We start from the raw sequence: 25489 nt of genomic DNA, 5'->3' as shown, positions 1-25489 counted from the left end.
CGGTCGCTAGAGTGATCGGTGAGAGTGCGCACGTTTACGCGCGAACAGGTGCGAACGGGTGCGAACGGGGACGGGGAGCGGCGGGAACGCCGCGACTACGGGGAGACGGGGAGTCGGGGAGGCCATCGTGGCAGCGGAGAACGGGCCGAGGGTAAGCGTGCTGGGGCAGAGCCCCACTGCGGGGTTGGCAGACGCGGTGATGCGCCAGGCGAAGGCGCTGGAAGTCGAATACGACTCCCTGAAGGAATACAAGAACCGGGTGGACGGCCTCCTGAAGTCGTTGGGGGAGTCCCCGGCGCACCACGGCAAGCTGGCCCACGGCACTCTGCCGGCCGGTTCGCTGGGCAAGGGTTTCCCGGAGGCCGAAGACCTCTACAACACCTACAACAAGGTTCACTCGGAGCTGCAGAAGCTGTCGAAGGGGCTGGCGGAACAGATCGAGGCCTTGGGCATCGCCCTCTTGTCGGCGGGCAAGGGGTACGACGGGGTGGATGAGGAGACCAAGCGGCGCATGGTCGCCATCGCCAAGGAGGCGAAGGAGCAGTACAAGCGGGCCCTTGACACGGACGCGGACAAGACGGGCAGCGTGCCGCCGGGCACGCCGAACAGTCCGAGCTCCGACGGAGCGAAGCCGGGAGGTCGGCTCTGATGGCGACGAACTTCGACCGCTACACGCACCAGCAACTGCTTGAGATGATCGCCTCGCTCGACCCGGAGACGGTGAAGGCGCGAGGCACTCAGCTGACCGAAGCCTCCAAGGCGATCGAGCGGATCGGGAAGGACCTCAAGGACCACAGGGTCAAGGGCTGGGAGGGCGAAGCGGCCGAGGCCTTCCAGAACTGGGTGAACAGCGCGGGCAGCGCGACGCTGGTCCTGAGCGAGTACAGCCATCAGGGCGGGCACTGGATGACCTTGGCGGCCCAGACCATGGTCGAGACCAAGGCCAACATGCCCAAGTACGACGCCGCGGCGGCGGGCAACCTTGCGTCCGCCCGTGAGTTCCGCAACGACCCGGACGCGCAGCAGATCGGCCAGCAGGCGCATTCGAAGCTGAGCGCGGACCACACCCGGGCCGTGGATGCGCTGAAGAAGCTGTCTGAGTCGTACGAGCAGTCGCACACTCAGATGAAGAAGGCGCAGGTCCCGAGGTTCCCGCCGCCGCCTCCGGTGCTGGTGCCGGTGGATTACAACAGCGGGCAGGACATGGCTCGGCCTGCAGGAGGGTCCGGGGGAGGGGCATCGGCCGGTTCGCCGTATACACCGTCGAGCCCACGTAGCAGTTCCTCCGACGAACCCGGATGGGTGGAGGGGCACCAGCCGAAGTCGGACAACACGCGCTCGCAGACGACCGGGTCCGTTCCGACACAGCCGCCCATGACGAGCACCCCGGACCGTGAGGTCAACGTGGGCCTGGACAACGTCACGACGCTTCCCAACCCGCCCCTGCCTCCGACGACCGTTACACCCGGTGGACCGCTGCCCGTGGGACCCGTCACCGGGGGTCCGCACATGGTCCCGCCTCTCGCTCTCCCGCCGACCGGCGGTTTGACGCTGCCCCGCCCCAACGGCCCCGGTGGGAACGGCCTGTTCCCCAACGTGAGTGGTCCGGGTGGTCCCGGTGGCAAGGCCGTCGGCTACGCCGGACTGCCCCCGCGTGACAGCGGCATCACGGGTGGACGCCCGGTGTCTCCCGCTGGCCCCGGCGCGGGCATCCCGCGCGGCACGGTCATCGGTGCCGAAGGCACGCACGCCGGCGGGCGTGGCATGGGTGGCGGCATGATGGGCGGCATGGGTGGTGGCGCGGGCGGCTCCCACGGCGGCCCCGGAGGCTCCGCGATGGGACGCCGACTGGCGACGGAGCCAGGCGGCGTCGTCGGAGGACGCCAGCCCGGCACGGGCAGTCAGCCGTTTACCCAGGGCGGCTCGGGCCTCGTGCGCAACCCCGGTGGCACGGGCGCCATGGGACATGCGGGCGCGGGCGCACGCACTCCGGGCAACCGGCGTGAGGACCAGGGGGGCGAACGCCCCGACTACCTGGCCGAGGACGAAGAGACCTGGAAGGCCAACCGTCGTGTTGTGCCGCCAGTGATCGACTGATCAGAACGGACGTTCCGCGAGATGCGCATGCGCAAGGCGACCTCGGCCCTGGTGGGCCTCCTGCTGGCCGGGGTCGCCGCGACCCCGGCCCACGCGGAGACGATTCGATCGCAGCAATGGCATCTCGACGCCATGAAGGCGGACGACATCTGGAAGATCAGTACGGGTAAGGGCATCACCGTCGCGGTGATCGATACTGGCGTCAACCGCATCCCGGAACTCAAGGGGCAAGTCCTCCCCGGTGCGGTCTTCCCCGTCGGCGACGCCGAGGGCGACAAGGACAACGACTACGGCGGTCATGGCACCAGCATGGCTTCGCTGATTGCCGGTACCGGTAAGCACCCGAGTGGTGATGGCGCCTACGGACTAGCACCTGGGGCCAAGATTCTCCCCATTCGCGTGCCCAACGTGCTGGAGAGCGCGGCGACCCCGTCTTTGGTCTCGGCCATTCGGTATGCAGCAGACTCGGATGCCAAGATCATCAATATCTCCCAGGGTAGGCCTGGAAAGCCAGAGGACGATCGAAACCGGGCTGAAGCGGTTAAGTATGCGCTTTCAAAGGGAAAATTGATCTTTGCCGCAGTTGGCAACTCCGGGGATTCCACCAACGAGACCGCCTACCCCAGTGCGACCCCCGGAGTCGTGGGCGTCGGAGCTGTGGACGCCAAGGGTGATGCGACGAAAGAGTCGCAGCACGGCCCGCAGGTCGACTTGTCTGCCCCAGGTATCGACATCGTCACGGCTTGCACCGGTAAGACAGGACTCTGCAAAACCCACGGCACCAGTGACGCGTCCGCCCTCGCCTCCGCTTCCGCCGCCCTCCTCTGGTCCGTCCACCCCGAGTGGACCAACAACCAGGTGCTCCGGGTCCTGCTGAACACCGCGGGGAAACCCGTCGACGGCGCCGAGCGCAACGACTACGTCGGCTACGGCGTGGTCCGGCCCCGCATCGCGGTACCCACCCCCGGCGACCCCGGTCCGGCGGACGTGTACCCCCTGCCCGACCTCGCGGCGGCCGAGGCCGGGGCCAAGTCCCCGTCGCCCTCCGCGGACGGCAAGGGCCCGGAGTCGGGCGCGTCGGGCGCGTCCCAGCCCGCCCCCAAGGCCGAGGAGAAGAAGGCCGGGAGCTCCCTTCCCTGGATCGCTCTGGGGATGGGAGCCTGCCTGCTCATCGGCGGAGCCGTCACCGTGATCGCCGTACGCCGTACCAACCGCTGACCTGACTGGACCTACAACGGGAGTGCACGCGATGTCGTTCGACGAGGAATGGTCGGCGGCGCGCGCCACGGCCGCCACCAACGTCTCCATGAGGCTCAACCAAGTTCCGGTCGATCCCGGTGGCGGTGGTGGCGGCGACCTTGCGCTCAACCAGGACCACATCGGCGCGATCGGTTCCGAGGCGCACAAGCTGCACTCACGCCTCCAGACCGACGGCAAGCACGCCGCCACCGCCACCGCCGAGGCCGCGAGCGCGCTGAAGAAAGAGAGCTTCGCGAGCGGGGCGGCGCTGCTCAAGGCACAGACCACGTGGGAAAGTCAGGTGAAGACCCTCGTGGCCGCCTGCGCGAACATCTCCAACGGCTTGAACTACTCGCTCTCCTCGCACGCCAAGGACGAGCAGCATCTCCACGCTGACTTCAGCGCCTCGGCCATCGACAAATACCTCAAGTAGGCGCGCACATGCTGACGTACGAGAACGTGATGAACGCCCCGTTGGACAAGCTCCAGACGGCCGTCTCCGACTGGAAGGCGATGGCCGGCAAGCTGGACGAGATGGCCGAGGCCGCTCGCAACGGCATGAAGGCGAAGTCCGACAAGGCGGAGTGGAACGGCGTCACCGCCGCCGTCGGACGGCCGTTCGTCGACAAGACGGCCAAGGAGTTCGAGGACGCGGCCAAGGAGGCAAAGGGCGTCCACCAGCTCCTCAGCGACGGTCACACCACCATCAAGACGGCCCGCGATGCGCTGAAGAAGGTCGTCGACGAGGAGGCCCCGGCCGCCGGGTTCCGAGTGGAGGCGGCCGGCAAGGTCTCGGCCATTCCGATGGATCCGAAGGCCGAGTTCACGGCCCGGCACGACCCGGACTACCCCGAGTTCAAGCGCAAGCAGGAGGAGAACCGCAAAGCCTGGCAGGCGAGGGTGGACCGGCTCGTCGAGGACTGCGCGGACGCCGACGACTCTCTGGCCCGCGCACTGCGTGCCAACGTCACGGACGACCACAACTTCAGCGGGCCGAAGTACACGACCCTGGACGCCGAGCAGGCCGACCGGGCGGCCGAGCTGATGAAGAAGCTCTCCAAGGAGCAGGGCGGCGTGGCCCGCAACCCCGAGGCGCTGCGCGAGCTGGAGGACCTGCTCGACGACAACCGCAACGAGGCTGACTTCTCGACCGACTTCTACCGCAAGCTCGGCCCCGAGGGCACGCTGGAGGCGTACGCGAAGCTGTCCATCGACGCGTCGACCCTGGGCGAGGCGGGCAAGGACCGCCTGTCGATGGTCGGCAACATCCAGAACGACATGGGCGCGATGCTGGGCCTCGCCACGCAGAAGAGCTCGCCGAACCACCTGGACGCGGCATGGACGACCGGCCTGATGAAGGCCGGCCGCAAGGAGATGCAGGTCACCGGCGATCTGACCAGCAAGATCTACGGATACCAGGCGTTGGGCGCGCTGCTGCACGAGGGCAAGTACGACAAGGACTTCCTGACCTCGGTCGGCCGGGACATGGTTGCCTTCGACCGCGAGAACCCCAAGGCCTGGGAGCACGGCGCTCCGTACGACCCGAAGACGGTGCTCAGCCAGGGCAAGGACGGCAGCCGGGGCTTCTACCCGCTGACCGGCCTCATGGACGCGATGTCGCACAACCCGGAGGCGGCGACGGCCTTCTTCAACGAGCCGGTCCGCAAGGACAGCAACGGCGACGGCATCGTCACCCTGGCCGACAAGGCGGTGGACGGCCAGCACGGCAAGGAACAGGGCATGGTCGACTACATGCTCGACAAGGAGCCGTGGGCCGACGGCTTCGACCAGACCGCCGGCCACCCCTACGGCGAAGCGCTGCTCGCCCACGGGGCACTGGGCGCCGCCCTGGAGTCGGCGGTCAGCGGCCGTGCCGCGGGCGGCGACGAGGACGCGAAGCCGGTCCCGCACACGAAGGAAATGACGGCCATCATGGAACGGATGGTCGAGAAGATCGGCGACGACCCGTCCCTGGTGGCGGCGGAGCCGGGCGAGGACAAGAAGCCGAAGCTGGGCGCCCTCGCGGGGCACTTCGGCAACATGGCCGCGGAATACATCCCGGACCTCCAGGCGTCCGCCGAGAACGGCGGCCAGCAGATCAAGGTCAGCGGCAGCATGGCCCAGTTCGACGAGGCGACGGTGGCCCGCTTCCTCGGCGCGGTCGGCCAGGACCCGGAGGCGTACGGCGCGATCACGAATGCCAACCAGGCGTTCACGGCGGTCCTCGTCAACGACGTCGTCCAGCACCGAGACCAGCACACCCTCCTGGGCGAGGCCATGGAGAACGCCGTACAGCCCGGTGGTCAGATCGCGGGCATGATGACGGAGGCCCGTGCCCAGGGCATGCACGCGGAGACCGCCCACACCAACGAGGAGTACGTGAAGGGCGTCGAGGACACCGCCAAGTGGATCAACCGCGGCATCACGGCCGCTGGTGGCAAGTACCTGGAATTGGTGCCGGTGGCCGGCGACGTCGTGGAATGGGTCCAGGAGGACGTCACCGAGCTCTTCGTCGAGGACGCCAAGGACGAGGGCAAGGAGAAGACCGCCGACACCGAGAAGGCTGTTGGGGAAATGTACTCACAGGCCGACAGGCAAACGAGCCAGGCGGCACAGAGAGCCGTGCTGCACGCGGCCGCCGGATCGGACATGTCCCAGCAGGACATCAATACGCTGGCCGGCGTGGCGTCCAAGGAGTCTTCGGTCGCACACTCGGTCGGCCGCGACCTGGTGGACAGCTCGAAGGGGTCGTCCTGATGTCCCCGGGGAGGTCGGCGCGAGCCGTGGCCGCCGTGGTGGTTGCCGGTGCGCTGCTTGCTGGCTGCTCGGAGAAGGAGGACAAGGCCACCGCTCCAGAGGTTCCGGAGAGGCTGTGCTGGGGCGCCTTCGAGGGCAAGACCGTGGCTTCTCTGTTGGGCAGCGGAAAGAAGATCGCAGAGGACACACGGGATACCTTCTCCCTGCCGACGGATCTCAAGACAATCACTTGCCGCGTTCAGCTGGATGGGGCAACTGTGATGACGGCGCAGGTCAACCGCATGCCGTTGGGCAGTGATGCGTTCTGGCAGTCCTTCGATCCACAGCATCCGGACAAGCTCGACTTCGGGCGCAAAGGTTTGGTGTGGGACGGCGGTGCAACGCTCCTCTACACGTGCCGGACCCCCACGGCCTCCTTCGAAGTGGAGCTGGAGATCGACAACGGCCCGGCGCTCGTGGACAGCGCGAAGGCCAGGTCGCTGAACACCCAACTAATGAGGGAATTTCAGGACTCCACTGGCAAGCAGCTGAACTGCGCCCACTGACGCACACAACGCGAAGGCCGCCCAAGGCGACTTGAGCCGCCTTGCCGGGGAAGGCGTGGGCGGAGTCGGACCGGCTGAGCTCGCTTGGCGGGGAGTCCATCGAGTAGTCCGGCACGCGGCTGTGGGGTGGTGTGCACGACCGGGTAGGGGGCCGCGGGGGTGGCTGAAATGCGACTGGCGGGCCGTGTCAGGTTCCGGAGGCCTAGGACCGGAGGCGGAGGGCGGATCCGCCGAAATGACAGGGTCGCGAGCGGGCTTCGCACCTTACCCTGGGTCGATGAGCACCCTTGAACCCCGCGTGCCCGAGAAGACCGAACCGGTGCCGCCCCCGCCGGGGGCCGGGATCCTGGGGCCCGCGTACCGGACGCTCAGTATCGGGATCATCTCCGTCGTCTTCCTCATCGCCTTCGAGGCCACCGCCGTCGGTACGGCCATGCCCGTCGCCGCCCGCGAGCTGGAGGGGATCGCGCTCTACGCCTTCGCCTTCTCCGCCTACTTCACCACCAGCCTCTTCGGCATGGTCCTGTCCGGGCAGTGGGCCGACCGGCAGGGCCCGCTGCGGCCGCTGACCGTGGGGATCGGGGCCTTCGCCGTCGGGCTGGTGTGCTCCGGGACCGCGGGCGCCATGTGGGTGTTCGTGCTCGGGCGGGCCGTGCAGGGCTTCGGCGGCGGGCTGGTCATCGTCGCCCTGTACGTCGTCGTCAGCCGGGCCTACGACGAGCGGCTCCGCCCCGCGATCATGGCCGCCTTCGCCGCCGGCTGGGTGGTCCCCTCGATCGTCGGCCCACTGGCCTCCGGGACCGTGACCGAGCACCTCGGGTGGCGGTGGGTGTTCCTCGGGATTCCGGCGCTGGTGGTGGTACCGCTGGTGCTGGCCCTGCCGTCCATACGCAGGACCGCCTCCGGGCCCGTGGATCCGGGCGCCGGGCCCGTGCCCTTCGACCGGCGGCGGATCCGGCTGGCGTTCGGGATCTCGGTGGGGGCGGGGCTGCTCCAGTACGCCGCCCAGGACCTGCGGTGGCTGTCGCTGCTCCCGGCCGCGCTGGGCGCGGCCCTGCTGGTACCCGCCGTACTGGGGCTGCTGCCGCGCGGGACGTACCTGGCGCGGCGCGGGCTGCCGTCCGTGGTGCTGCTGCGCGGGTTGGCCGCGGGGTCGTTCATCGCGGCGGAGAGCTTCGTACCGCTGATGCTGGTCACCCAGCGGGGACTGAGCCCCACTCTGGCCGGTTTCTCGCTCGCGCTGGGCGGAGTGACGTGGGCGACCGGTTCGTGGGTGCAGTCGAAGGGGCGGATGGAGCCGTACCGGGAGCGGCTGATGGTCGGCGGGATGGTGATGGTGTCGGCGGCCATCGCGGCCGCGCCGGCCGTGCTGATCGAATCGGTGCCGGTGTGGACGCTGGCCGTGGCGTGGGCCGTGGGCTGCCTGGGGATGGGGCTGGTGATCGGCTCGACGAGTGTGCTGCTGCTGAAGCTGTCGGCGCCGGCGGAGGCCGGGGCGAACTCCGCCTCGCTGCAGATTTCGGATGCCCTGGCGAATGTGGTGCTGCTGGTCGCCGGGGGCGCGGCATTCGCCGCGCTGGGCGGCGGAGCGGTGGGGGCGGCGCACACGGTGGCGTCCGGGGGCGGGGCCGGCGTGTCGCATCCGGGGGCGTTCGTGGTGGTGTTCCTGCCGATGGCGGCAGTGGCGTTGGTGGGGGCGTGGGTGGCGACCCGGCTGGACGCCGCGGAGCGCTGACGCGGGTTCTTGCGGGCGGTCGGTCGGTCGGTCTGGGGTGCGGAGCCGCCGCTTGCGACGCGGGGTTCTTCTCGGGCGGTACGGGCGGTGCGGGCGGTCCGGGCGGTACGGGTACGGCGCCGCCGCCGGGAGCCCTGCCCCCCGGACCCCCGCGCCTCAAACGCCGGCGGGGCTGGATGGGGGCCCGGGCTGTGTACGCCTCGAACTGCCCGGGGCGCCGCTGCGAGGTGCCCCCTGGCGGGCTGGATGGGTGCGGCCCGGGCCGCGGGGGCCGGGGCGGGCTGCGTACGCCTCGAACGCCGCCGGCCACCGCTGGGAGGTGCCCCCTGGCGTGGCTGGATGGGTGCGGCCCCGGGCACAGGGGGCGTTCGCCGCGCGCTCAAGTGGTTAAGCTCGCCCGGTGAATGAGCTGATCATCCGGCTGTCCGACCGGGAGCGTGCCGAGTTGGACGATCTCGCCGATGCCACCGGGCAGACGCCCGAGGAACGCGCGCTGGAGGCCGTGCGGGCGCACCTGCGCGCCGAGCGGGCCGTGGTCGGGGAGGCCGCCGGGCGGTTGGCGCAGCGTCATGCCGCGCTGTTGAAACGGCTCGGCGCATGAGTGCCGTGAGTGCCGACGGGGGTGCCGGAGGTGCCGTGAGTACCGCCGGGGCGCGACCGCGACGGCACCTCACGCTCGCCGAGGTCCTCGACCTCGCCCGGCACGCCTGCCTCGCCCAGGACCAGCCCGTCGAGCTGCGCGCCCCCGGGCTGTTGGAGTCGGCCGTGCACCGCCCGCGGGCGCGGATGTTCGGGACGCCGGCGTACGAGGACCCGTACGAGCAGGCCGCCGCGCTGCTCCACGGCATCGCCACAAACCATCCCCTGGTCGACGGGAACAAGCGCACCGCGTGGCTCGCCGCCGCGACCTTCCTCGCCGTGAACGGCGTCGATCTCGCCGACGCGGACCAGGAGGCGGCGTACGGGCTCGTCATCGACGTCGCCGCCGGCACCGAGGGCGACATCGCGCGGATCGCCGCGCGGCTGCGCGCCGTGTCCGTGTGACGCTCGCCGCACCCCCCGAGGTCACGAGCCTGTCCCTCCCGCAGGGGCCGGCCCGGGCCGGTAGGGTGGCCCGGTTGTCCTACGTACGACTGCCTGCCACCCGTACCAGATACGCCACCGGCTACACCGAGAGCACGAACCGGAGACCGTGACTACTACCGCCTCCCACCACCTCTCACCCGCCTTCCCCGGCCGTGCCCCTTGGGGTACCGCCGGCAAGCTGCGAGCCTGGCAGCAGGGAGCGCTGGACCGCTACATCCAGACCCAGCCGCGGGACTTCCTCGCGGTCGCGACACCCGGAGCGGGCAAGACCACCTTCGCGCTCACCCTCGCCTCCTGGCTGCTGCACCACCATGTCGTGCAGCAGGTGACCGTCGTCGCACCGACCGAGCACCTGAAGAAGCAGTGGGCCGAAGCCGCCGCCCGGATAGGCATCCGGCTGGACCCGGAGTACTCCGCCGGGCCGCTCAGCAAGGACTACCACGGCGTCGCCGTCACCTACGCCGGCGTCGGCGTACGGCCGATGCTGCACCGCAACCGCTGTGAGCAGCGCAAGACCCTGGTGATCCTCGACGAGATCCACCACGCCGGTGACTCGAAGTCCTGGGGCGAGGCCTGCCTGGAAGCCTTCGATCCGGCGACCCGGCGCCTGGCCCTGACCGGTACGCCCTTCCGCTCCGACACGAACCCGATCCCCTTCGTGGCGTACGAGGAGGGCAACGACGGCATCCGCCGCTCCTCGGCCGACTACACGTACGGCTACGGGAACGCGCTCGGCGACGGCGTCGTGCGGCCGGTCATCTTCCTCTCCTACAGCGGCAACATGCGCTGGCGCACCAAGGCGGGCGACGAGATCGCCGCCCGCCTCGGCGAGCCGATGACCAAGGACGCCATCTCGCAGGCCTGGCGTACGGCGCTGGACCCGCGGGGCGACTGGATGCCGAACGTGCTGCGCGCCGCCGACCAGCGGCTGACGGAGGTCAGGAAGGGCATTCCGGACGCGGGCGGGCTGGTCATCGCCTCGGACCAGGACTCGGCGCGCGCCTACGCCAAGCTGATCCGCGAGATCACCGGCAGCAAGGCGACGGTCGTCCTCTCCGACGACACCGGCGCCTCGAAGCGGATCGACGAGTTCAGTGGAGACGGCAGCCGCTGGATGGTCGCGGTCCGCATGGTGTCCGAGGGCGTCGACGTCCCGCGCCTGGCGGTGGGCGTCTACGCCACCACGATCTCCACGCCGCTCTTCTTCGCGCAGGCCGTCGGGCGCTTCGTGCGATCGCGGCGGCGCGGCGAGACCGCGTCCGTGTTCCTGCCGACGATCCCGTACCTGCTCGGCTTCGCGAGCGAGATGGAGGTCGAACGCGACCACGTCCTCGACAAGCCGAAGAAGCAGGGCGAGGAGGATCCGTACGCCGAGTCCGAGAAGGAGATGGACGAGGCGAACAAGCAGGAGGACGAGGACACCGGCGAAGAAGAGCAGATGTCCTTCGAGGCGCTGGAGTCCGACGCGGTCTTCGACCGGGTGCTGTACGACGGCGCCGAGTTCGGCATGCAGGCGCACCCGGGAAGCGAAGAGGAACAGGACTACCTCGGCATCCCCGGGCTGCTGGAACCGGACCAGGTGCAGATGCTGCTGCAGAAGCGGCAGTCGCGGCAGATCGCGCACAGCCGGCGCAAGCCGGACGCGGAGGCGGACCTGCTGGAGCTGCCGGCCGACCGGCGGCCCGTGGTCTCGCACAAGGAACTGCTGGAGCTGCGGAAGTCGCTCAACACGATGGTGGGCGCGTACGTGCACCAGAGCGGCAAGCCGCACGGGGTGATCCACACGGAGCTGCGCCGGGTGTGCGGCGGACCGCCGAGCGCGGAGGCGACGGCGGGGCAGCTGCGGGAGCGGATCAAGAAGGTGCAGGAGTGGGCCACCCGTATGCGGTGAGCTCGGACTCGAAGGCGGGGCTCGTACGCGGGCTCGTACGCGGCCGCGCACGCAGGGCTCGTACGCGGGGCGCGCACCGGGACCCGAACGCGGGGCTCGCACGCGGACTTCGGACCCTGACGTAGGGACGTGGGCTCCGGCTTTCGCCCGACTCCTGGCTCCTATCCGCTGACTCCTGATTCTTGACTTCCACTCGGGTATGGGCGGTTCGTACAGAAAGGTGGGCCAGGTCAGTGCGGAGATTCGCACGGACCCCGCCCGCGTGGTGCGTTGCCTTGTGGTGGAGACGGCCGGCTCCCTGCGGCTCCGGGGGCGGGAGCGCGTCCGCGGGGCGGAAGAGGTCACGAATTGACACCGCCGGGGGTTCTTAACCGGCATAAACAGGCAGCACGCGCCCGGATTCTGGACGAGCTCTTCCGCTGAGCGGACCCGGTCGCTACTGTCCCCGCATCGAACGCACCGTGGCAGCGCCGCCGCGGGAGCGCAGCCGGTGCTATGGCCGCTACCGGCGGCCTCTCCGTGCGTCGCCGCGGGACCGGCGACGTGCCACCCCGAGAGTCACCGCCGCTCACCAGAAGAGGGGGCGTCGTGACCGCGGAAACCTCCCAGACTCTCGACAGAGGGCTCAGGGTCCTCAAGCTGCTCGCCGACACCGACCACGGTCTGACCGTCACCGAGCTGTCCAACCGCCTCGGTGTGAACCGCACCGTGGTCTACCGGCTTCTCGCCACCCTCGAACAGCACGCCCTGGTCCGCCGTGACCTCGGCGGCAGGGCCCGCGTCGGGCTCGGGGTGCTGCGGCTGGGCCGGCAGGTGCATCCGCTCGTACGGGAAGCGGCGCTGCCCGCGCTGCGTTCCCTCGCCGAGGACATCGGGGCCACCGCGCACCTGACCCTCGTCGACGGTACCGAAGCGCTCGCCGTGGCCGTCGTCGAGCCGACCTGGACCGACTACCACGTGGCCTACCGGGCCGGCTTCCGCCACGCGCTGGACCGCGGGGCCGCCGGGCGGGCGATCCTGGCCGCCCGTCAGGGTTCGCTCACCGACCCCGGCTACACGCTCACCCACGGAGAGCTCGAAGCGGGCGCCAGTGGCGCGGCCGCGCCACTGGTGGGCATCACCGGGCTGGAGGGCAGCGTCGGCGTCGTCATGCTGGCCGACGCCGTGCCGGAGCGGGTGGGGCCGCGGGTGGTCGACGCGGCGCGCGAGGTCGCGGACGCCCTTCGCTGACGCGGACTGCCGGGGCCGCTGCGCTCCGGCTCTTCGGCCTTTCCGGGGCCTCCGCTCCGCCCCCCCCGGGCCGTTCGGGTGCGGCGCCGTTGCGGGGTGGGGCTCTGCCCCCGGGCCCCCGCGCCTCAAACGCCGGCGGGGCTGAGGGGTGGGGCTCTGCCCCCGGGCCCCCGCGCCTCAAACGTCGGCGGGGCTGCGGGGTGGGGCTCTGCCCCTGGGCCCCCGCGCCTCAAACGTCGGCGGGGCTGAGGGGTGGGGCCTCTGCCTCTGGGCCCCCGCGCCTCAAACGCCGGCGGGGCTGAAAAGGGTGACGCCGGCGGGGCCGGAAGGGGGGCGGGCCGATAGATTGGCCGGGTGCTCCCTCGTCTCACACGTCTGCCGCGCCCCGCCGCCCTGGCCGTTTGCGCCGTGCCAGTGATCGGTCTGCTCGCCGTCGCCGCGTTCGCGCCGCTGCCCTTCGTGATCGCCCAGCCCGGCCTCACCGCCGACGTGCTCGGCGTGCGCGACGGCAAGCCCGTGATCTCGGTAACAGGGGCCGCGACGCGCGAGACCAAGGGCCAGCTCCGTATGACCACCATCCAGGCCACCGGGCCCTCCACCACCGTGAACCTGCCCGACATCGTCGGCTACTGGTTCGACGGCACCCGGTCGGTCATGCCCAAGGAGGCCGTCTACCCCTCCGGTGGAAGCGACCAGGACATCGAGAAGCACAACCTGGAGGAAATGACCAAGTCCCAGTCGGTCGCCGCGGAGGCCGCCCTCGGCTATCTCCGCAAGGACCCGAAGGACGTGAAGGTCGAGCTCAACCTCGCCGACGTCGGCGGTCCGAGCGCCGGGCTCCTCTTCTCCCTCGGCATCGTCGACAAGCTCGACGGTGACGGCAGCGGCGGCGATCTCACCGGCGGTCGCAGCGTCGCCGGTACGGGCACCATCAGCGCCGACGGCAGGGTCGGCGCGGTCGGCGGGGTGGCCCTGAAGACGCAGGCCGCCCAGCGCGACGGGGCGAGCGTGTTCCTCGTACCGCAGGCGGAGTGCGCGGATGCGCAGTCCCAACTCCCCGAGGGCCTCCGGCTGATCCCCGTCACTTCACTGACGGACGCGGTGAACGCTCTTCGGGCGCTGAAGCGGGGAGAGGCCGTCCCGTCCTGCTGACGGGCGTGGTGCGAACCTGACGGAGTCGTCAGCAGGTACGTGCCAGCGGACAACGCAGGGCGGCGGGCGGGCGGGCCTCCTCGGCGAGGCGCCAGGGGCGGCCTCGGGCGCTCGGGACGCTCGGCGTGTGGCAGTGCTCCGTCAGGAGTGCTCCGTCAGCGGGTGTCGTCCTCGGCCGCCTGTTCGACCAGGGGGATGATCCGCAGCGGCACGGGGTTCTCCATGACGATCGCCGTCGAAGCCCGCACGATGCCCTCGAAACCGACGACCCGGTCGATCACGCGCTGGAGATCGGCGTTGGACCGGGCCACGAGCCGGCACAGCATGTCCCCGTGCCCGGTGGTGGTGTGCAGCTCCAGCACCTCGGGCACCCCGTCCAAGTGGGCTCGAACGTCCGCCCCTTGCCCCTGCTTGATCTCCAGCGTGGCGAAGGCGGTCACCGGATACCCGAGAGCGGCCGGATCGACCTGGGGGCCGAAGCCGCGGATGACCCCGTTCGCCTGAAGCCGGTCCAGCCGGGCCTGCACCGTCCCGCGGGCCACCCCGAGCCGGCGGGAGGCCTCCAGGACTCCGATCCGCGGTTCGCGGGCGAGCAGGACGATGAGCCGGCCGTCGAGGTCGTCGATGCCCATGATGTCTCCGGGGTGGTCGCGAGGTGGTCATAGTGCGCAGATGCTTCAGCCATCCTCTGGCTCTACTGGGCAACCTGTACAGCAGAATAGGAAACTATTGCGCAGCTTGTGGATCGGCGGGACTCTGCGCTCATGACTGAGACCATCGAAACCACCCCGCACACCGCGCGTGAGGCAGACCCCTTCCCGGTGAAGGGCATGGACGCGGTCGTCTTCGCCGTCGGCAACGCCAAGCAGGCCGCGCACTTCTACTCCACCGCCTTCGGCATGAAGCTCGTGGCGTACTCCGGACCGGAGAACGGCAGCCGCGAAACGGCCAGCTACGTCCTGACCAACGGCGCAGCGCGCTTCGTCCTGACGTCGGTCATCAAGGCGACGACCGACCGCGGCCGCTTCCTCGCCGAGCACGTCGCCGACCACGGCGACGGCGTGATCGACCTCGCCATCGAGGTCCCGGACGCCCGCGCCGCGTACGCGTACGCCGTCGAGCACGGCGCGCGCGGCCTGGACGAGCCGTACGAGGTCACGGACGAGCACGGCACGGTCGTGCTGGCCGCCATCGCTACGTACGGCCAGACCCGGCACACGCTCGTGCAGCGCGGGGACTACTCCGGCCCCTACCTGCCGGGCTTCGTCGCCGCCGAGCCGATGGTCGAGCCGCCGGCCAAGCGCACCTTCCAGGCGATCGACCACTGCGTCGGCAACGTCGAACTCGGCCGCATGAACGAGTGGGTCGCCTTCTACAACAAGGTCATGGGCTTCACGAACATGAAGGAGTTCGTGGGCGACGACATCGCGACCGAGTACTCGGCGCTGATGTCGAAGGTGGTCGCGGACGGCACCCTGAAGGTGAAGTTCCCGATCAACGAACCGGCGATCGCGAAGAAGAAGTCGCAGATCGACGAGTACCTGGAGTTCTACGGCGGCGCGGGCGTCCAGCACATCGCGCTGGCCACGAACGACATCGTCGCGACCGTGCGTGCGATGCGGGCGGCGGGCGTGCGGTTCCTGGACACCCCGGACTCGTACTACGACACGCTCGGCGACTGGGCGGGCGAGACGCGGGTGCCGGTGGAGACCCTGCGCGAGCTGAAGATCCTCGTCGACCGCGACGAGGACGGCTACCTGCTGCAGATCTTCACGAAGCCGGTGCAGGACCGGCCGACGGTGTTCTTCGAGATGATCGAACGGCACGGGTCGATGGGCTTCGGGAAGGGCAACTTCAAGGCGCTGTTCGAGGCGATCGAGCGGGAGCAGGAGAAGCGGGGCAACCTGTAGGTCGCGGTTCCCGGGCCCCTGGCTCCCGTCGGCGTGGCGTGGGTGCGGGTGCGGCGCCGCCGGGGCTTCTGCCCGAGCCCGAGTGCGGGGCTCTGCCCGGGGCCCCGCGCCTCAATCGCCGACGGGGCTGAAGATCGCCATCGCGGCTGGATCGCCCGCAGGGGAATCCCAGCCCCGCCGGCGATTGAGGCGCGGGTCCGGGCGGCGCCCGGAGAGCTCCGGGCAGCGGCCCGGCCCGTTCCCGGTCAGCGGGGTGACGCGGACGGCCTTGGCTTCGGCTTCGGCTTCGTCCGTGGCTTCGGCTTCGCCGCCGGCGCGGAGGGCTTCGACTTCACCTGCGGCCGGGGCTTGGGGAGCTCCGGGGCCACCCACGGGCGGGTGGGCCGGATGTTCTCCGGGCCCCCCGCCGGCGGCTGGCCGATCGACTCCAGGGCCTCCTTCGCCAGCGGCGCCCGTACCGGCGAGAAGACGGGGTTCGTGCGCAGGGCCTCCTGCAGGTGCCGCCGCGCCGCCGCCTCGTCGCCCAGGCCGCGTTCGATCATCGCCCGGTGGTACGCGAACTCCGCGCTCCGCAGTCCCGGCTCCGTCGCCTTCTTCGCGTACTCCAGGGCCGCCGTGTCCTCGCCCGCCTTGTGCAGCGCCCAGCCCAGCGCGTCGGCGACCTGCATGCTCTTGTGCCGCGACCACTCCTCCGACAGGCGGCGCACGGCCGCTGCGGGATCTGCGTGGTCCGCCTCGTACAGGCCGAGGACCACGTCGTCGTCCACCCCGTGCGTGCCGTCCCGCGAGGCCAGCGCCGCCAGCATGTCGTACGGCGTGCGCGCCTCCTGCTCACGGCCCAGCGACTCCAGCAGCTCGCCCAGCTCCAGGGCCAGTTGCGGCACCGGCGTCCGCCCCAGGGCCATCCGGTAGTCGCGGACCGCCTCGCCGCCCCGCCCCAGCGCGGCCAGCGCGCGGGCCCGGCCGCCCAGGGCCTCCGCCTGCGCCGGATCCGTCCGCAGCGCGCCCTCGTACTGCCGCAGGGCCTGCGCCGCGTCGCCGCGCTCCCAGGACAGCTCCCCGAGCCGGAACAGCGCGTACGCCTTCTCCGCCGGGGCCTTCGCCGCGGCCGCCGCCTGCTCCATCGCCACCACCGCGTCCTCGCGCCAGCCGCGGTCGCGGTAGACCTGCGAGGCCCTGGTGTAGGCCGCCAGGCCCGGCCGGAGCTCCAGCAGCCGCTCCATCACCCTCTGGGCGGCCTTGTAGTCGCCGAGGCCGGTGTACGCGTCCACGAGCACCGGGTACGCCGTCCAGCGCCGCGGCGCCTGCGCCCGTACCAGCTCGCCCCACTTCTTTCCGGTGCCGAAGTCCCGGCGGGCGTTGGCCAGCGCGCCCATGCCCGTCATCGCGTCGAAGTTGCCCTTCTCGGCCGGCCGGACCTCCAGCGACCGCTTCAGCGCCTTCTCCGCCTTCGGGAACCAGCCCGAGTCGGCCGTACGCCGCGCCTGTTCCAGGTAGGCGGCGCCGAGGACCGCCCAGGAGGCGTCGTCGTCGGCGTGCGCCGCGACCCACTTCTCCCGGTCCGCGACCAGCGCGGTCAGGTCCACCGCCGCCGCCGGGGCGCCCATGCCGACCGCCGCCGCGGCCCGCTCGCTCGGCCCCGGCGGGCGGGCGTCGTCGCCGGTCCGGGCCGGCCTGATCAGCAGGGCCCCGGCGATCAGGACCACCGCGACCGCGGCCGCCACGAGCGTCTTGCGGCCGGTGAAGGTCACGGGCGGCGCCAGCTGCTGCTGCGATTCCTCGTCCATGGGGTCACTGTGCGTCAATATGAAGAGCTCACCGAGGTGCCCGAAGACGGGCGCGGGCGTGTTCACACCGATGGCCCCGGCTGCCACGCTGAGTCCATGGACGACGCTCTCTCCGCCCGCCCCGCAGGGCCGCCCGCCGGACCGCTCTCCGGTTCACCCGCCGGGCCGCTCTCCGCTCCAGCCTCCGGTTCACGCTCCGGCCCGTTTCCCGGTCCGCTTCCCGGTCCGCTCTTCGCGCGCCTCCTGGAAGGGCTTCCGGCCGAGGCCCTGCTCACCGACCCCCAGGTGACCGCCTCCTACGCGAGCGACATGGCCGGCTTCTGCGCCGCCGGCACCCCCGCCGTCGTCGTCCTGCCCCGTACCGTCGAACAGGTCCAGCACGTCCTGCGCACCGCCACCGAGCTGCGCGTCCCCGTGGTCCCGCAGGGCGCCCGCACGGGCCTGTCGGGCGCGGCCAACGCCTCCGACGGCTGCATCGTGCTCTCCCTGGTCAAGATGGACCGCATCCTGGAGATCAGCACCGTCGACCGGATCGCCGTCGTCGAGCCGGGCGTCGTGAACGCCGTGCTCTCGCGGGCCGTCGCCGCGCAGGGCCTGTACTACCCGCCCGACCCCTCCAGCTGGGAGCAGTGCACGATCGGCGGCAACATCGGCACCGCCTCCGGCGGCCTGTGCTGCGTCAAGTACGGCGTCACCGCCGAGTACGTCCTCGGCCTCGACGTGGTGCTGGCCGACGGGCGGCTCCTGCGCACGGGCCGCCGTACCGCCAAAGGCGTCGCCGGATACGACCTCACCCGGCTCTTCGTCGGCTCCGAGGGCAGCCTCGGTGTCGTCGTCCAGGCCGTCCTCGCCCTGCGGCCCGCCCCGCCCCGGCAGCTCGCGATGGCCGCCGAGTTCCCCTCCGTCGCGGCCGCCTGCGCGGCCGTCTGCGCCGTCATGGAGGCCGGACTGGCCCCCTCGCTGCTGGAACTGATGGACCGTACGACCGTCCGGGCCGTCAACGCCCTCGGCAAGATGGGGCTGCCCGACACCACCGAGGCCCTGCTGCTCGCCGCCTTCGACACCCCGCACGCGCCCGAGGACCTCGCGGCCGTCGGGGAGCTGTGCACGGCCGCCGGGGCCACCGCCGTCGTGCCCGCCGAGGACGAGGCGGAGTCCGAACTGCTGCTCCAGGCCCGCCGGATGTCGCTCACCGCCCTGGAGGCACTGCGGCCCGCCACGATGATCGACGACGTGTGCGTCCCGCGGTCGCGGCTCGCCGAGATGATGGACGGGACGGCCGCCATCGCCCGCGCCCGCGGCCTGCTCATCGGGGTCTGCGCGCATGCGGGCGACGGCAACACCCACCCGGTGGTCTGCTTCGACCCGGCCGACGAGGACGAGACGCGGCGGGCCCGCGAGTCCTTCGACGAGATCATGGCGCTGGGTCTGTCCCTCGGCGGGACGATCACCGGCGAGCACGGGGTCGGCGTGCTCAAGAAGGAGTGGCTGGCCCGCGAACTCGGCCCGGTCGGAGTGGAGATGCAGCGCGCGGTCAAGCAGGCCTTCGACCCGCTGGGGCTGCTCAATCCGGGCAAGCTGTTCTGACCGTACCCCGCGTACCCGGCGTGTGCCGCGTGTGCCGTGTGCGCCCTCCGCGCGGTGTCCGCCCCGTGTCCCCGTCCGCCCCGTTCATCGCCCGCGTCGTCCCGGCCACGCGGCGTCACAGGTCACCCTCCGCCGACTCGTCCGACGGCCACGGGTCGCGCAGCCACAGCTCGTCGGCCGGCGTCGGGGTGAGGAGCTCGGCCAGCGCCGCGTCCAGACCCAGCCGCTCGGCCTCCGTGCCCGGCGGGACGATGCGCAGGGTGCGCTCCAGCCAGGCCGACACGGCGGCGGCCGGGGCCTCCAGCAGGGCGTCGCCGTCGGGGGAGCTGAGCGCCATGCAGAGCACGGCCTTGTCGTCGACCTTCGTCGGCCAGATCCGTACGTCGCCGTGCCCGGACGGCCGGAACACCCCCTCGACCAGCAGTTCACGGGCGAAGGTCCAGTTCACCGGGGTGTTCGATCCGGTGTGGAAGGTGATGTGGACGGCGAACGGGTCGTCCGTGACGTAGAGGAGCCTGGCCGGGACGGCGATGCTGCGCTCGGGGGACAGGACCAGCTTGAGTTCCAGCTCGCGTTCGACGGCGGGGTGATGCATGACGGCCTCACATTCGGTGCGCTGCGTGCGATGCGTGCGCTTCGCTCGGTTGCGGGGCCGGATCGCGCCCCACACCCGCAGAGAGCTCCCATGTGCCCGGGTATGACGCGACTGCGGGCGCCGAACGGGAGATTGGCCTGTTTCTGTCGGCTGACCGAAAATCGCCGTCGCTCAGGTTCCCCCGAAGGCGTGACCCATCGGGAGGCGTGTCGTTGATCCGATGACTGCATCGTCGGCGGCGAGGGAGTGGGACGCGGTGCGTGATGTCGTCCCCGACGGGCGGTGTCCTGCGATCGGCGTGATCAGGGGCCGCGCTCGCGGCATCCGGCGCCGGATCACCGAGCAGATCCCGGACCCTTGCCTTCTCCCGTTACCGGACCTGTCGGGGCGCGGTTCTTGGCTATGTTCCTGCCCTGCACAAGCCTCAAGCCACGATCGGAGTTGGGGACATTGACGGCCTCCCCTGGTGACGGCGAGCACGCGGCCCGCGAGGGCTACTACCCGGATCCGTCCATCCCCGGGTACGTCCGGTACTGGAACGGCGTGTCCTGGGTTCCGGGTACGAGCCGCCCCGCAGCCCCCGCTCCCGCCGACGAGACGGGTCCGCTGTTCCTGGACCAGACCTCCGTGACCGAGGCGCTGCCGGAGCCCGAGCCGGCGGCGCGGCGGGCGCCGGAGCCGGAGCCCGAACCCGTGCCGCGGACCGGGGTCGAGAGGGCCGAGGAGCCGGTCGCGTGGCAGGCCGATCCCGCCCAACAGTCCGGCTTCGGCGGGCCGCGCGACCGCCGGGTGTCGTGGGGTGGCCCGGCGGAGCCCGAGCCCGTCCTCGATCCCGGCCGCGAGCCCGACACCGGTCGGGAGCCCGCCCGTTCGACGGGAGTCTCGCTGGGGCGCGGGCCCCGGCAGGAACCTCAGGGCGTACCCGTCGCCGGAGTCCCTGCGGCGCGTACGCCGACCGCCGCGGCCGCCGCGGCCGCGTCGGCTCCGGCGGACCGGTTTCCCGCGCAGGCCCCGGCGGGGCGCGGCTCCGCCGAGGGCGTGGGGATCCTGTCGGTACGGTCCCCGGTGAGCCCGGCCGCGTCCGAGTGGCCCGAGGCGCCCGGAGCCACCGCGTCCGGGATCACCTCCGCCTGGCCCGAGGCGGCCCCGCGGGCGGCCTCCGCCGCGGTACGGGCGCCCCAGGCAGCTTCGGGAGCACCGGCGGCCGCAGCGCCTCCCACGGCCGCCCCACAGGCCCGTCAGAGCGCCCTGCGGTCCGAGGAGCCCCGCCCCACCGCGCGGCGACCCGAGGAGCCCGGCCACGGCTCCCTGCGGTCCGAGGAGCCCCGCCGCGCCCTGCGGTCCGAGGAGCCCCGCCCCAAGGTGTCGGAGGAGCCCGCCGCTCCGCGCCCGGAGGAGTCCGCCCGCCCGCCCAAGGCCACCCCGCGGGAGGTGTTCGAGCGGATGGCGGAGCGGGCGGTACGCCCCGCCGGGTTCTTCCGACGCGCCGTGGCCCGCGCCCTGGACTCCCTCGTTCTCGGCGCGGTCGCGGCGGGAGCCGCCTGGCCCCTCGTCCCCGACGCCACCGCCCACCTCCAGGCCAAGGTGGACGCGGCCCAGGGCAGCGGGCAGACGACCACCGTCTGGCTGCTGGACGCCACCATCGCCGGATACCTGGGCATGGTCCTGGGCGCGGTCCTGCTCTTCGGGGTCTTCTACGAGGTTCTGCCCACGGCCCGTTGGGGCCGCACCCCGGGCAAGAAGCTGCTCGGCGTCCGGGTCCTGGCCACCGCCGGCCTGCGCCCGCCCGGCTTCGGCGCAGCCCTGCGCCGCTGGCTGGTGTTGGCCCTGCTCGGCGTCCCGGGCGGCCTCTGGTGCCTCGTGGACCGCCCGCGCCGTCAGGCCTGGCACGACAAGGCGGCCAAGACGTACGTGGCCCGCTGAGCCGACCGGGGGCCGCCCGGGGCGGTCCGTACCCCGAACGGACCCCGTCCCGTTGCGGGGCCGCCGGAGCGGGGTTCGACTCGGGCCATGAGTACCGATCAGCCGCCGCCGGGCGAGCCGCCCGAGGACCCGTTCCTCAAGAAGCCCCAGGAACCGACACCTCCGTCGGGCGGTTCGCCGTACGACTCGTCGCCCCCCGGGGGCGGCGGGAACGCGCCGCCCCCGCCTCCGGGAGGGCCGGGTGGCGGATACCCGCCTCCGCCGCCCCCGTACGGCGATGGTGGTGACCCCTACGGCGGAGGCGGCGGCTACGGCATGCCCGATCCGCTCGCCGGGATGCCCCCGCTCGCCGACTTCGGTAAGCGGCTCGCCGCCCGCCTCATCGACCTGCTGATCATCGCCGTGCCGCTGTTCCTCATCCAACTGGCCGTCGGGACGAACCGGTACACGGTCGAGACGGAGCGCGGCGAGGACGTCACGGAGGTCATCAGCAGGTCCTACAGCGGCAGCGGTCTGCTCATGACCCTGCTTTCGATCGTCGCCTACGTCGGCTACGACTGGTGGTTCACGAAGAAGAACGGCCGGACGGTCGGCAAGAAGGCGATGGGCCTGCGCGTCGCGATGCTCAACGACGGCAGCGTCCCGAACTCCAACGCGGCCCTGACGCGCGCCGCCGTGCTCTGGCTGCCCACGCTGATCTGCTGCTTCTGCCTGTGGCCGATCGCGATCATCATCTCGATCCTCGTCGACAAGCCGTACAAGCAGGGCCTCCACGACAAGGTCGCCAAGACCGTGGTGGTGCAGGCCGCCACCTGACGCTAGTGGTGCACAGGATGTTCGGCCGCGGCCGTCCGGCGTTCAGCCCGGGCGGCCGCAGCCGCGTCCGCGGGGGCGGGAGCCGCGGCGGAACCCGTACGGGCATGGCGGCCACGGCGCTTGGGGGCCGCGACGGTGACGGCGACGAGCAGCCCCAGGGCGAGGGCGGCGGCCGAGACGACCGCGACTCCGAGCCCCGTGCTCGTCCGCGAGAGCAGCAGCAAGGCGATCGTCGTCACGATGACGGTGGCGGACCCGTAGGCGAGCTGGGCGGCAGTCGGACGCGGCATGGCGATATCCGTCCTCAAGGGGGGAGGGGGAGTCGGCTCAACTAGGTCGCGCGTCAAGTGACTCTACGACGGGGGATGCCCGAGCGGAACGGCCAGTAAGCGTGATCTAACCCACGGTGCCCGGGAGCATGGGGGGCGCACAGGGTCATTCCGCGTGCCACAGCAGGGTCGGGAAGTACCCTTCGCCCCATATGGCAGCGGAACGTCCGGATACCGGAACTGGCTGCCCGCATAGTGCAGTTGTAAGGATCAAGTCAAGGTCTGTCTTTTCTGGCTTCTCTCCGGTCAAATGTCGTCACTTGAGACGCGCGCCGCGCGGAACCCCCCGCTCCTATGGAGACGTTCCGACCTATGTTGCGGCCGCGGGAGGGGAACGACATCAAGTGACCAGCAACTCCGTCAGAAGACGAGCGCTGCGTGCTGCGGCCGTCGGTGTGACCTTGGCCGCGACCGCGGCCTCCGGCGCCTTCTTCACGGCCACCACCGCGCAAGCCAACCCCAGTCCGCTGGGCGCGCCCGCCGCGGACCGTGAGGACCCGACCGCTCCCGCGAAGGAGAACGTCGAGCACAACCTCGAAGGGCCGTTCAGCAAGCAGCAGGAGCAGCAGCGCGAGGCCGCCCTGGAGCAGGTGCTGAGCGGCAAGAAGGACGTCGAACAGCGCGGCGGCTCCAAGGTCGTCAAGCTGGACGACAAGAAGTACGTCGAGCTGGGCCGTGAGAAGACCGACAAGATCTTCACGATCCTCGTCGAGTTCGGCGACCAGGTCGACAACACGACCATGTTCGACCCGGACGGCCCCGGCCCGAAGCCGGCCGTCCCGAAGTACGGTGGCACCCCCGGCCCGATGCACAACACGATCGCGGAGCCGGACCGCGCCAAGGACAACAGCACCGCCTGGCGCAAGGACTTCAGCCGCGACTACTTCCAGGACCTGTACTTCGGTACCGGTGAGGGCAAGCACTCGCTGAAGACCTACTACGAGAAGACCTCCTCGGGCCGCTACTCGGTCGAGGGCGAGGTCTCCGACTGGGTCAAGGTCCCGTACAACGAGGCCCGTTACGGCTCGAACTACTGCGGCCAGAGCAACTGCTCCAACGTCTGGGACACCGTCAAGGACGGCGTTCTCGCGTGGACGGAGGCTCAGAAGAAGGCCGGCAAGACCGACGCCGAGATCAAGGCGCAGCTGTCCCAGTACGACCAGTGGGACCGCTACGACTTCGACGGCGACGGCAACTTCAACGAGTCCGACGGCTACATCGACCACTTCCAGATCGTCCACGCGGGCGAGGACGAGTCGGCCGGCGGCGGCGTGCAGGGCACCACCGCGCTGTGGGCGCACCGGTGGTACGCGTACGGGACCAGCGCGGGCAAGACCGGCCCGGAGAACAACAAGGCCGGCGGCACCCAGATCGGTGACACCGGCATCTGGGTCGGCGACTACACGATGCAGCCCGAGAACGGCGGCCTCGGCGTCTTCGCGCACGAGTACGGCCACGACCTCGGTCTGCCGGACCTCTACGACACCTCCGGTGGCGGCGAGAACAGCGTCGGCTTCTGGTCCCTGATGTCGGCCGGCTCCTGGCTCGGCACGGGCCAGGACTCCATAGGCGACCTCCCGGGCGACATGACCGCCTGGGACAAGCTCCAGCTGGGCTGGCTGAACTACGACACGGCCAAGGCCGCGACGAAGTCCACCCACAAGCTGGGCGTGTCGGAGTACAACACCAAGGACAAGCAGGCGCTCGTCGTCGAGCTGCCGAAGAAGCAGGTCAAGACGGACATCGTCGCTCCCGCCGAGGGCTCCTCGCAGTGGTGGAGCAACATGGGTGACGACCTCAAGAACACCCTCACCCGGTCCGTCGACCTCACCGGCAAGTCCTCCGCCGCCCTGTCCCTCAAGGGCTGGTGGGACATCGAGGCCGACTACGACTACCTCTACACCGAGGTGTCCACCGACGGCGGCGCCAACTGGACGGCCCTCGCCGGTACCGCCAACGGCACGGCCATCCCGGTCGACGCGGCCGGCAGCCCCTCGCTGACCGGCGTGTCCGAGGCCTGGAAGTCGCTGAACTACCCGCTCGACGCCTACGCGGGCAAGAAGATCGACCTCCGCTTCCGCTACCAGACGGACGGCGGCGCGGGCGGCAAGGGCTTCACCGCCGACGCCGTCACCCTCACCGCGGACGGCTCCCCGCTGTTCACCGACGGCGCCGAGGCCGGCGACAACGGCTGGACCGGCAAGGGCTTCTCCCGCATCGGCGCCGGCTTCACCAAGGAGTACGCGCAGTACTACCTGGCCGAGAACCGCCGCTACGTCTCGTACGACACCACCCTCAAGGTGGGCCCGTACAACTTCGGCTTCGGCAACACCCGCCCCGACTGGGTCGAGCACTACCCGTACCAGGACGGCCTGCTGATCTGGCTGTGGGACACCTCCCAGAAGGACAACAACACCAGCCAGCACCCGGGCCAGGGTCTGATCCTGCCGATCGACGCCAACGCCAAGCCCATGAAGTGGGCGGACGGCACCCTGCTGCGGAACAAGATCCAGCCGTACGACGCGGCGTTCAGCGCCTACTCGACGGACGCGTTCACCCTGCACAAGAACGGCGAGGCGCTCTTCCTGAAGCCGAAGGCGGCCAACCTCGTCTTCGACGACCGCAAGGGCAAGTACTACTACGACGAGAACCCGACCGGCAGCGTGAAGGTCACTGACACCAACACGAAGATCAAGATCGCCAAGGAGACCTACGACGGTCTCGTCATGACGGTCGAGGTCGGACCCTCCACGAAGTAGCGCGTAAAACCGCAGGTCAGAGCACGATCGGCCGTCGCCCTCTAGCGGGCG

General features: G+C 71.1%; 21 protein-coding genes. 17 read left to right on the top strand and 4 right to left on the bottom strand.

Annotation, left to right across the window (positions count from 1 at the left end):
* Nucleotides 1-184: 184 nt before the first annotated feature.
* From ABZX75_RS22385 to ABZX75_RS22330, 12 genes are all read left to right on the top strand, one after another.
* The gene (locus ABZX75_RS22385; RefSeq protein WP_355413169.1) at nt 185-649 is read left to right on the top strand and encodes a hypothetical protein; all 465 of its coding nucleotides are present in this window, start codon (nt 185-187) and stop codon (nt 647-649) included.
* Complete coding sequence (locus ABZX75_RS22380) at nt 649-2097, top strand: hypothetical protein (RefSeq protein ID WP_355413167.1); 1449 nt, start codon at nt 649-651, stop codon at nt 2095-2097. The genes ABZX75_RS22385 and ABZX75_RS22380 overlap by 1 nt, the downstream gene beginning before the upstream one ends.
* A gap of 21 nt (nt 2098-2118) precedes the next feature.
* On the top strand, nt 2119-3315 hold the full coding sequence (gene mycP / locus ABZX75_RS22375) for a type VII secretion-associated serine protease mycosin (protein WP_355413165.1): 1197 nt from the start codon (nt 2119-2121) through the stop codon (nt 3313-3315).
* Between the two features lie 31 nt (nt 3316-3346).
* A complete protein-coding gene (locus ABZX75_RS22370; RefSeq protein ID WP_355413163.1) occupies nt 3347-3769 on the top strand; it encodes a hypothetical protein in 423 nt (140 codons plus the stop codon).
* Between the two features lie 8 nt (nt 3770-3777).
* Complete coding sequence (locus ABZX75_RS22365; protein ID WP_355413161.1) at nt 3778-6093, top strand: hypothetical protein; 2316 nt, start codon at nt 3778-3780, stop codon at nt 6091-6093.
* A gap of 26 nt (nt 6094-6119) precedes the next feature.
* Entirely contained in the window at nt 6120-6638 is a 519-nt protein-coding gene (locus ABZX75_RS22360) for a hypothetical protein (RefSeq protein WP_355413159.1), read from the top strand.
* Between the two features lie 277 nt (nt 6639-6915).
* The gene (locus tag ABZX75_RS22355; RefSeq protein ID WP_355413156.1) at nt 6916-8373 is read left to right on the top strand and encodes an MFS transporter; all 1458 of its coding nucleotides are present in this window, start codon (nt 6916-6918) and stop codon (nt 8371-8373) included.
* Between the two features lie 400 nt (nt 8374-8773).
* Nucleotides 8774-8974: a hypothetical protein gene (locus ABZX75_RS22350; RefSeq protein WP_355413154.1), complete on the top strand. Its 201-nt coding sequence runs from the start codon at nt 8774-8776 to the stop codon at nt 8972-8974.
* Between the two features lie 35 nt (nt 8975-9009).
* Nucleotides 9010-9417, top strand: a complete 408-nt coding sequence (locus ABZX75_RS22345) for a type II toxin-antitoxin system death-on-curing family toxin (RefSeq protein ID WP_355413152.1) — start codon at nt 9010-9012, stop codon at nt 9415-9417.
* A gap of 148 nt (nt 9418-9565) precedes the next feature.
* On the top strand, nt 9566-11350 hold the full coding sequence (locus tag ABZX75_RS22340) for a DEAD/DEAH box helicase (RefSeq protein ID WP_355413150.1): 1785 nt from the start codon (nt 9566-9568) through the stop codon (nt 11348-11350).
* A gap of 588 nt (nt 11351-11938) precedes the next feature.
* Nucleotides 11939-12580 (top strand): helix-turn-helix domain-containing protein, encoded by a 642-nt coding sequence (locus tag ABZX75_RS22335; RefSeq protein WP_355413148.1) that lies wholly within the window; start codon nt 11939-11941, stop codon nt 12578-12580.
* 408 nt (nt 12581-12988) lie between these two features.
* A complete protein-coding gene (locus ABZX75_RS22330) occupies nt 12989-13732 on the top strand; it encodes a S16 family serine protease (RefSeq protein WP_355413146.1) in 744 nt (247 codons plus the stop codon).
* Nucleotides 13733-13887: 155 nt separating this feature from the next.
* Here the strand turns inward: ABZX75_RS22330 and ABZX75_RS22325 are convergent, their stop codons facing one another.
* Nucleotides 13888-14364 (bottom strand): Lrp/AsnC family transcriptional regulator, encoded by a 477-nt coding sequence (locus ABZX75_RS22325; protein WP_355413144.1) that lies wholly within the window; start codon nt 14362-14364, stop codon nt 13888-13890.
* A gap of 132 nt (nt 14365-14496) precedes the next feature.
* Between ABZX75_RS22325 and hppD the strand changes: the two genes are divergently transcribed.
* Nucleotides 14497-15642, top strand: coding sequence for a 4-hydroxyphenylpyruvate dioxygenase (gene hppD, locus ABZX75_RS22320; RefSeq protein WP_355413142.1), 1146 nt, complete (start codon nt 14497-14499; stop codon nt 15640-15642).
* Nucleotides 15643-15887: 245 nt separating this feature from the next.
* Here the strand turns inward: hppD and ABZX75_RS22315 are convergent, their stop codons facing one another.
* Nucleotides 15888-17429, bottom strand: coding sequence for a tetratricopeptide repeat protein (locus ABZX75_RS22315; RefSeq protein WP_355413140.1), 1542 nt, complete (start codon nt 17427-17429; stop codon nt 15888-15890).
* A 96-nt stretch (nt 17430-17525) separates the two neighbouring features.
* Between ABZX75_RS22315 and ABZX75_RS22310 the strand changes: the two genes are divergently transcribed.
* Complete coding sequence (locus ABZX75_RS22310) at nt 17526-19016, top strand: FAD-linked oxidase C-terminal domain-containing protein (RefSeq protein ID WP_355413138.1); 1491 nt, start codon at nt 17526-17528, stop codon at nt 19014-19016.
* 115 nt (nt 19017-19131) lie between these two features.
* Here the strand turns inward: ABZX75_RS22310 and ABZX75_RS22305 are convergent, their stop codons facing one another.
* Nucleotides 19132-19611, bottom strand: coding sequence for an SsgA family sporulation/cell division regulator (locus tag ABZX75_RS22305; protein ID WP_355413136.1), 480 nt, complete (start codon nt 19609-19611; stop codon nt 19132-19134).
* A gap of 450 nt (nt 19612-20061) precedes the next feature.
* On the opposite strand from ABZX75_RS22305, the gene ABZX75_RS22300 reads away from it, so the two are divergent.
* Nucleotides 20062-21534, top strand: a complete 1473-nt coding sequence (locus ABZX75_RS22300; protein ID WP_355413134.1) for an RDD family protein — start codon at nt 20062-20064, stop codon at nt 21532-21534.
* Nucleotides 21535-21621: 87 nt separating this feature from the next.
* Nucleotides 21622-22350, top strand: coding sequence for an RDD family protein (locus tag ABZX75_RS22295; protein ID WP_355413132.1), 729 nt, complete (start codon nt 21622-21624; stop codon nt 22348-22350).
* A 2-nt stretch (nt 22351-22352) separates the two neighbouring features.
* On the opposite strand, the gene ABZX75_RS22290 is transcribed toward ABZX75_RS22295, so the two are convergent.
* Complete coding sequence (locus tag ABZX75_RS22290) at nt 22353-22640, bottom strand: hypothetical protein (RefSeq protein ID WP_355413130.1); 288 nt, start codon at nt 22638-22640, stop codon at nt 22353-22355.
* Nucleotides 22641-23023: 383 nt separating this feature from the next.
* On the opposite strand from ABZX75_RS22290, the gene ABZX75_RS22285 reads away from it, so the two are divergent.
* Entirely contained in the window at nt 23024-25438 is a 2415-nt protein-coding gene (locus ABZX75_RS22285) for an immune inhibitor A domain-containing protein (protein WP_355413128.1), read from the top strand.
* The last annotated feature ends 51 nt before the right edge of the window (nt 25439-25489 follow it).

Source organism: Streptomyces sp. NPDC003038, assembly GCF_040611115.1.
In the GTDB taxonomy this organism is placed as follows: domain Bacteria; phylum Actinomycetota; class Actinomycetes; order Streptomycetales; family Streptomycetaceae; genus Streptomyces.
This window is presented reverse-complemented; position numbering and strand designations above follow the sequence as displayed.

What these genes read in the sequence shown, in the direction of transcription:
- ABZX75_RS22380 (WP_355413167.1), top strand. Translation starts at nt 649, where the DNA reads ATGGCGACGAACTTCGACCGCTACACGCACCAGCAACTGCTTGAGATG.
- mycP (WP_355413165.1), top strand. Translation starts at nt 2,119, where the DNA reads ATGCGCATGCGCAAGGCGACCTCGGCCCTGGTGGGCCTCCTGCTGGCC.
- ABZX75_RS22370 (WP_355413163.1), top strand. Translation starts at nt 3,347, where the DNA reads ATGTCGTTCGACGAGGAATGGTCGGCGGCGCGCGCCACGGCCGCCACC.
- ABZX75_RS22365 (WP_355413161.1), top strand. Translation starts at nt 3,778, where the DNA reads ATGCTGACGTACGAGAACGTGATGAACGCCCCGTTGGACAAGCTCCAG.
- ABZX75_RS22355 (WP_355413156.1), top strand. Translation starts at nt 6,916, where the DNA reads ATGAGCACCCTTGAACCCCGCGTGCCCGAGAAGACCGAACCGGTGCCG.
- ABZX75_RS22325 (WP_355413144.1), bottom strand. Translation starts at nt 14,364, where the DNA reads ATGGGCATCGACGACCTCGACGGCCGGCTCATCGTCCTGCTCGCCCGC.
- hppD (WP_355413142.1), top strand. Translation starts at nt 14,497, where the DNA reads ATGACTGAGACCATCGAAACCACCCCGCACACCGCGCGTGAGGCAGAC.
- ABZX75_RS22315 (WP_355413140.1), bottom strand. Translation starts at nt 17,429, where the DNA reads ATGGACGAGGAATCGCAGCAGCAGCTGGCGCCGCCCGTGACCTTCACC.
- ABZX75_RS22310 (WP_355413138.1), top strand. Translation starts at nt 17,526, where the DNA reads ATGGACGACGCTCTCTCCGCCCGCCCCGCAGGGCCGCCCGCCGGACCG.
- ABZX75_RS22305 (WP_355413136.1), bottom strand. Translation starts at nt 19,611, where the DNA reads ATGCATCACCCCGCCGTCGAACGCGAGCTGGAACTCAAGCTGGTCCTG.
- ABZX75_RS22295 (WP_355413132.1), top strand. Translation starts at nt 21,622, where the DNA reads ATGAGTACCGATCAGCCGCCGCCGGGCGAGCCGCCCGAGGACCCGTTC.
- ABZX75_RS22290 (WP_355413130.1), bottom strand. Translation starts at nt 22,640, where the DNA reads ATGCCGCGTCCGACTGCCGCCCAGCTCGCCTACGGGTCCGCCACCGTC.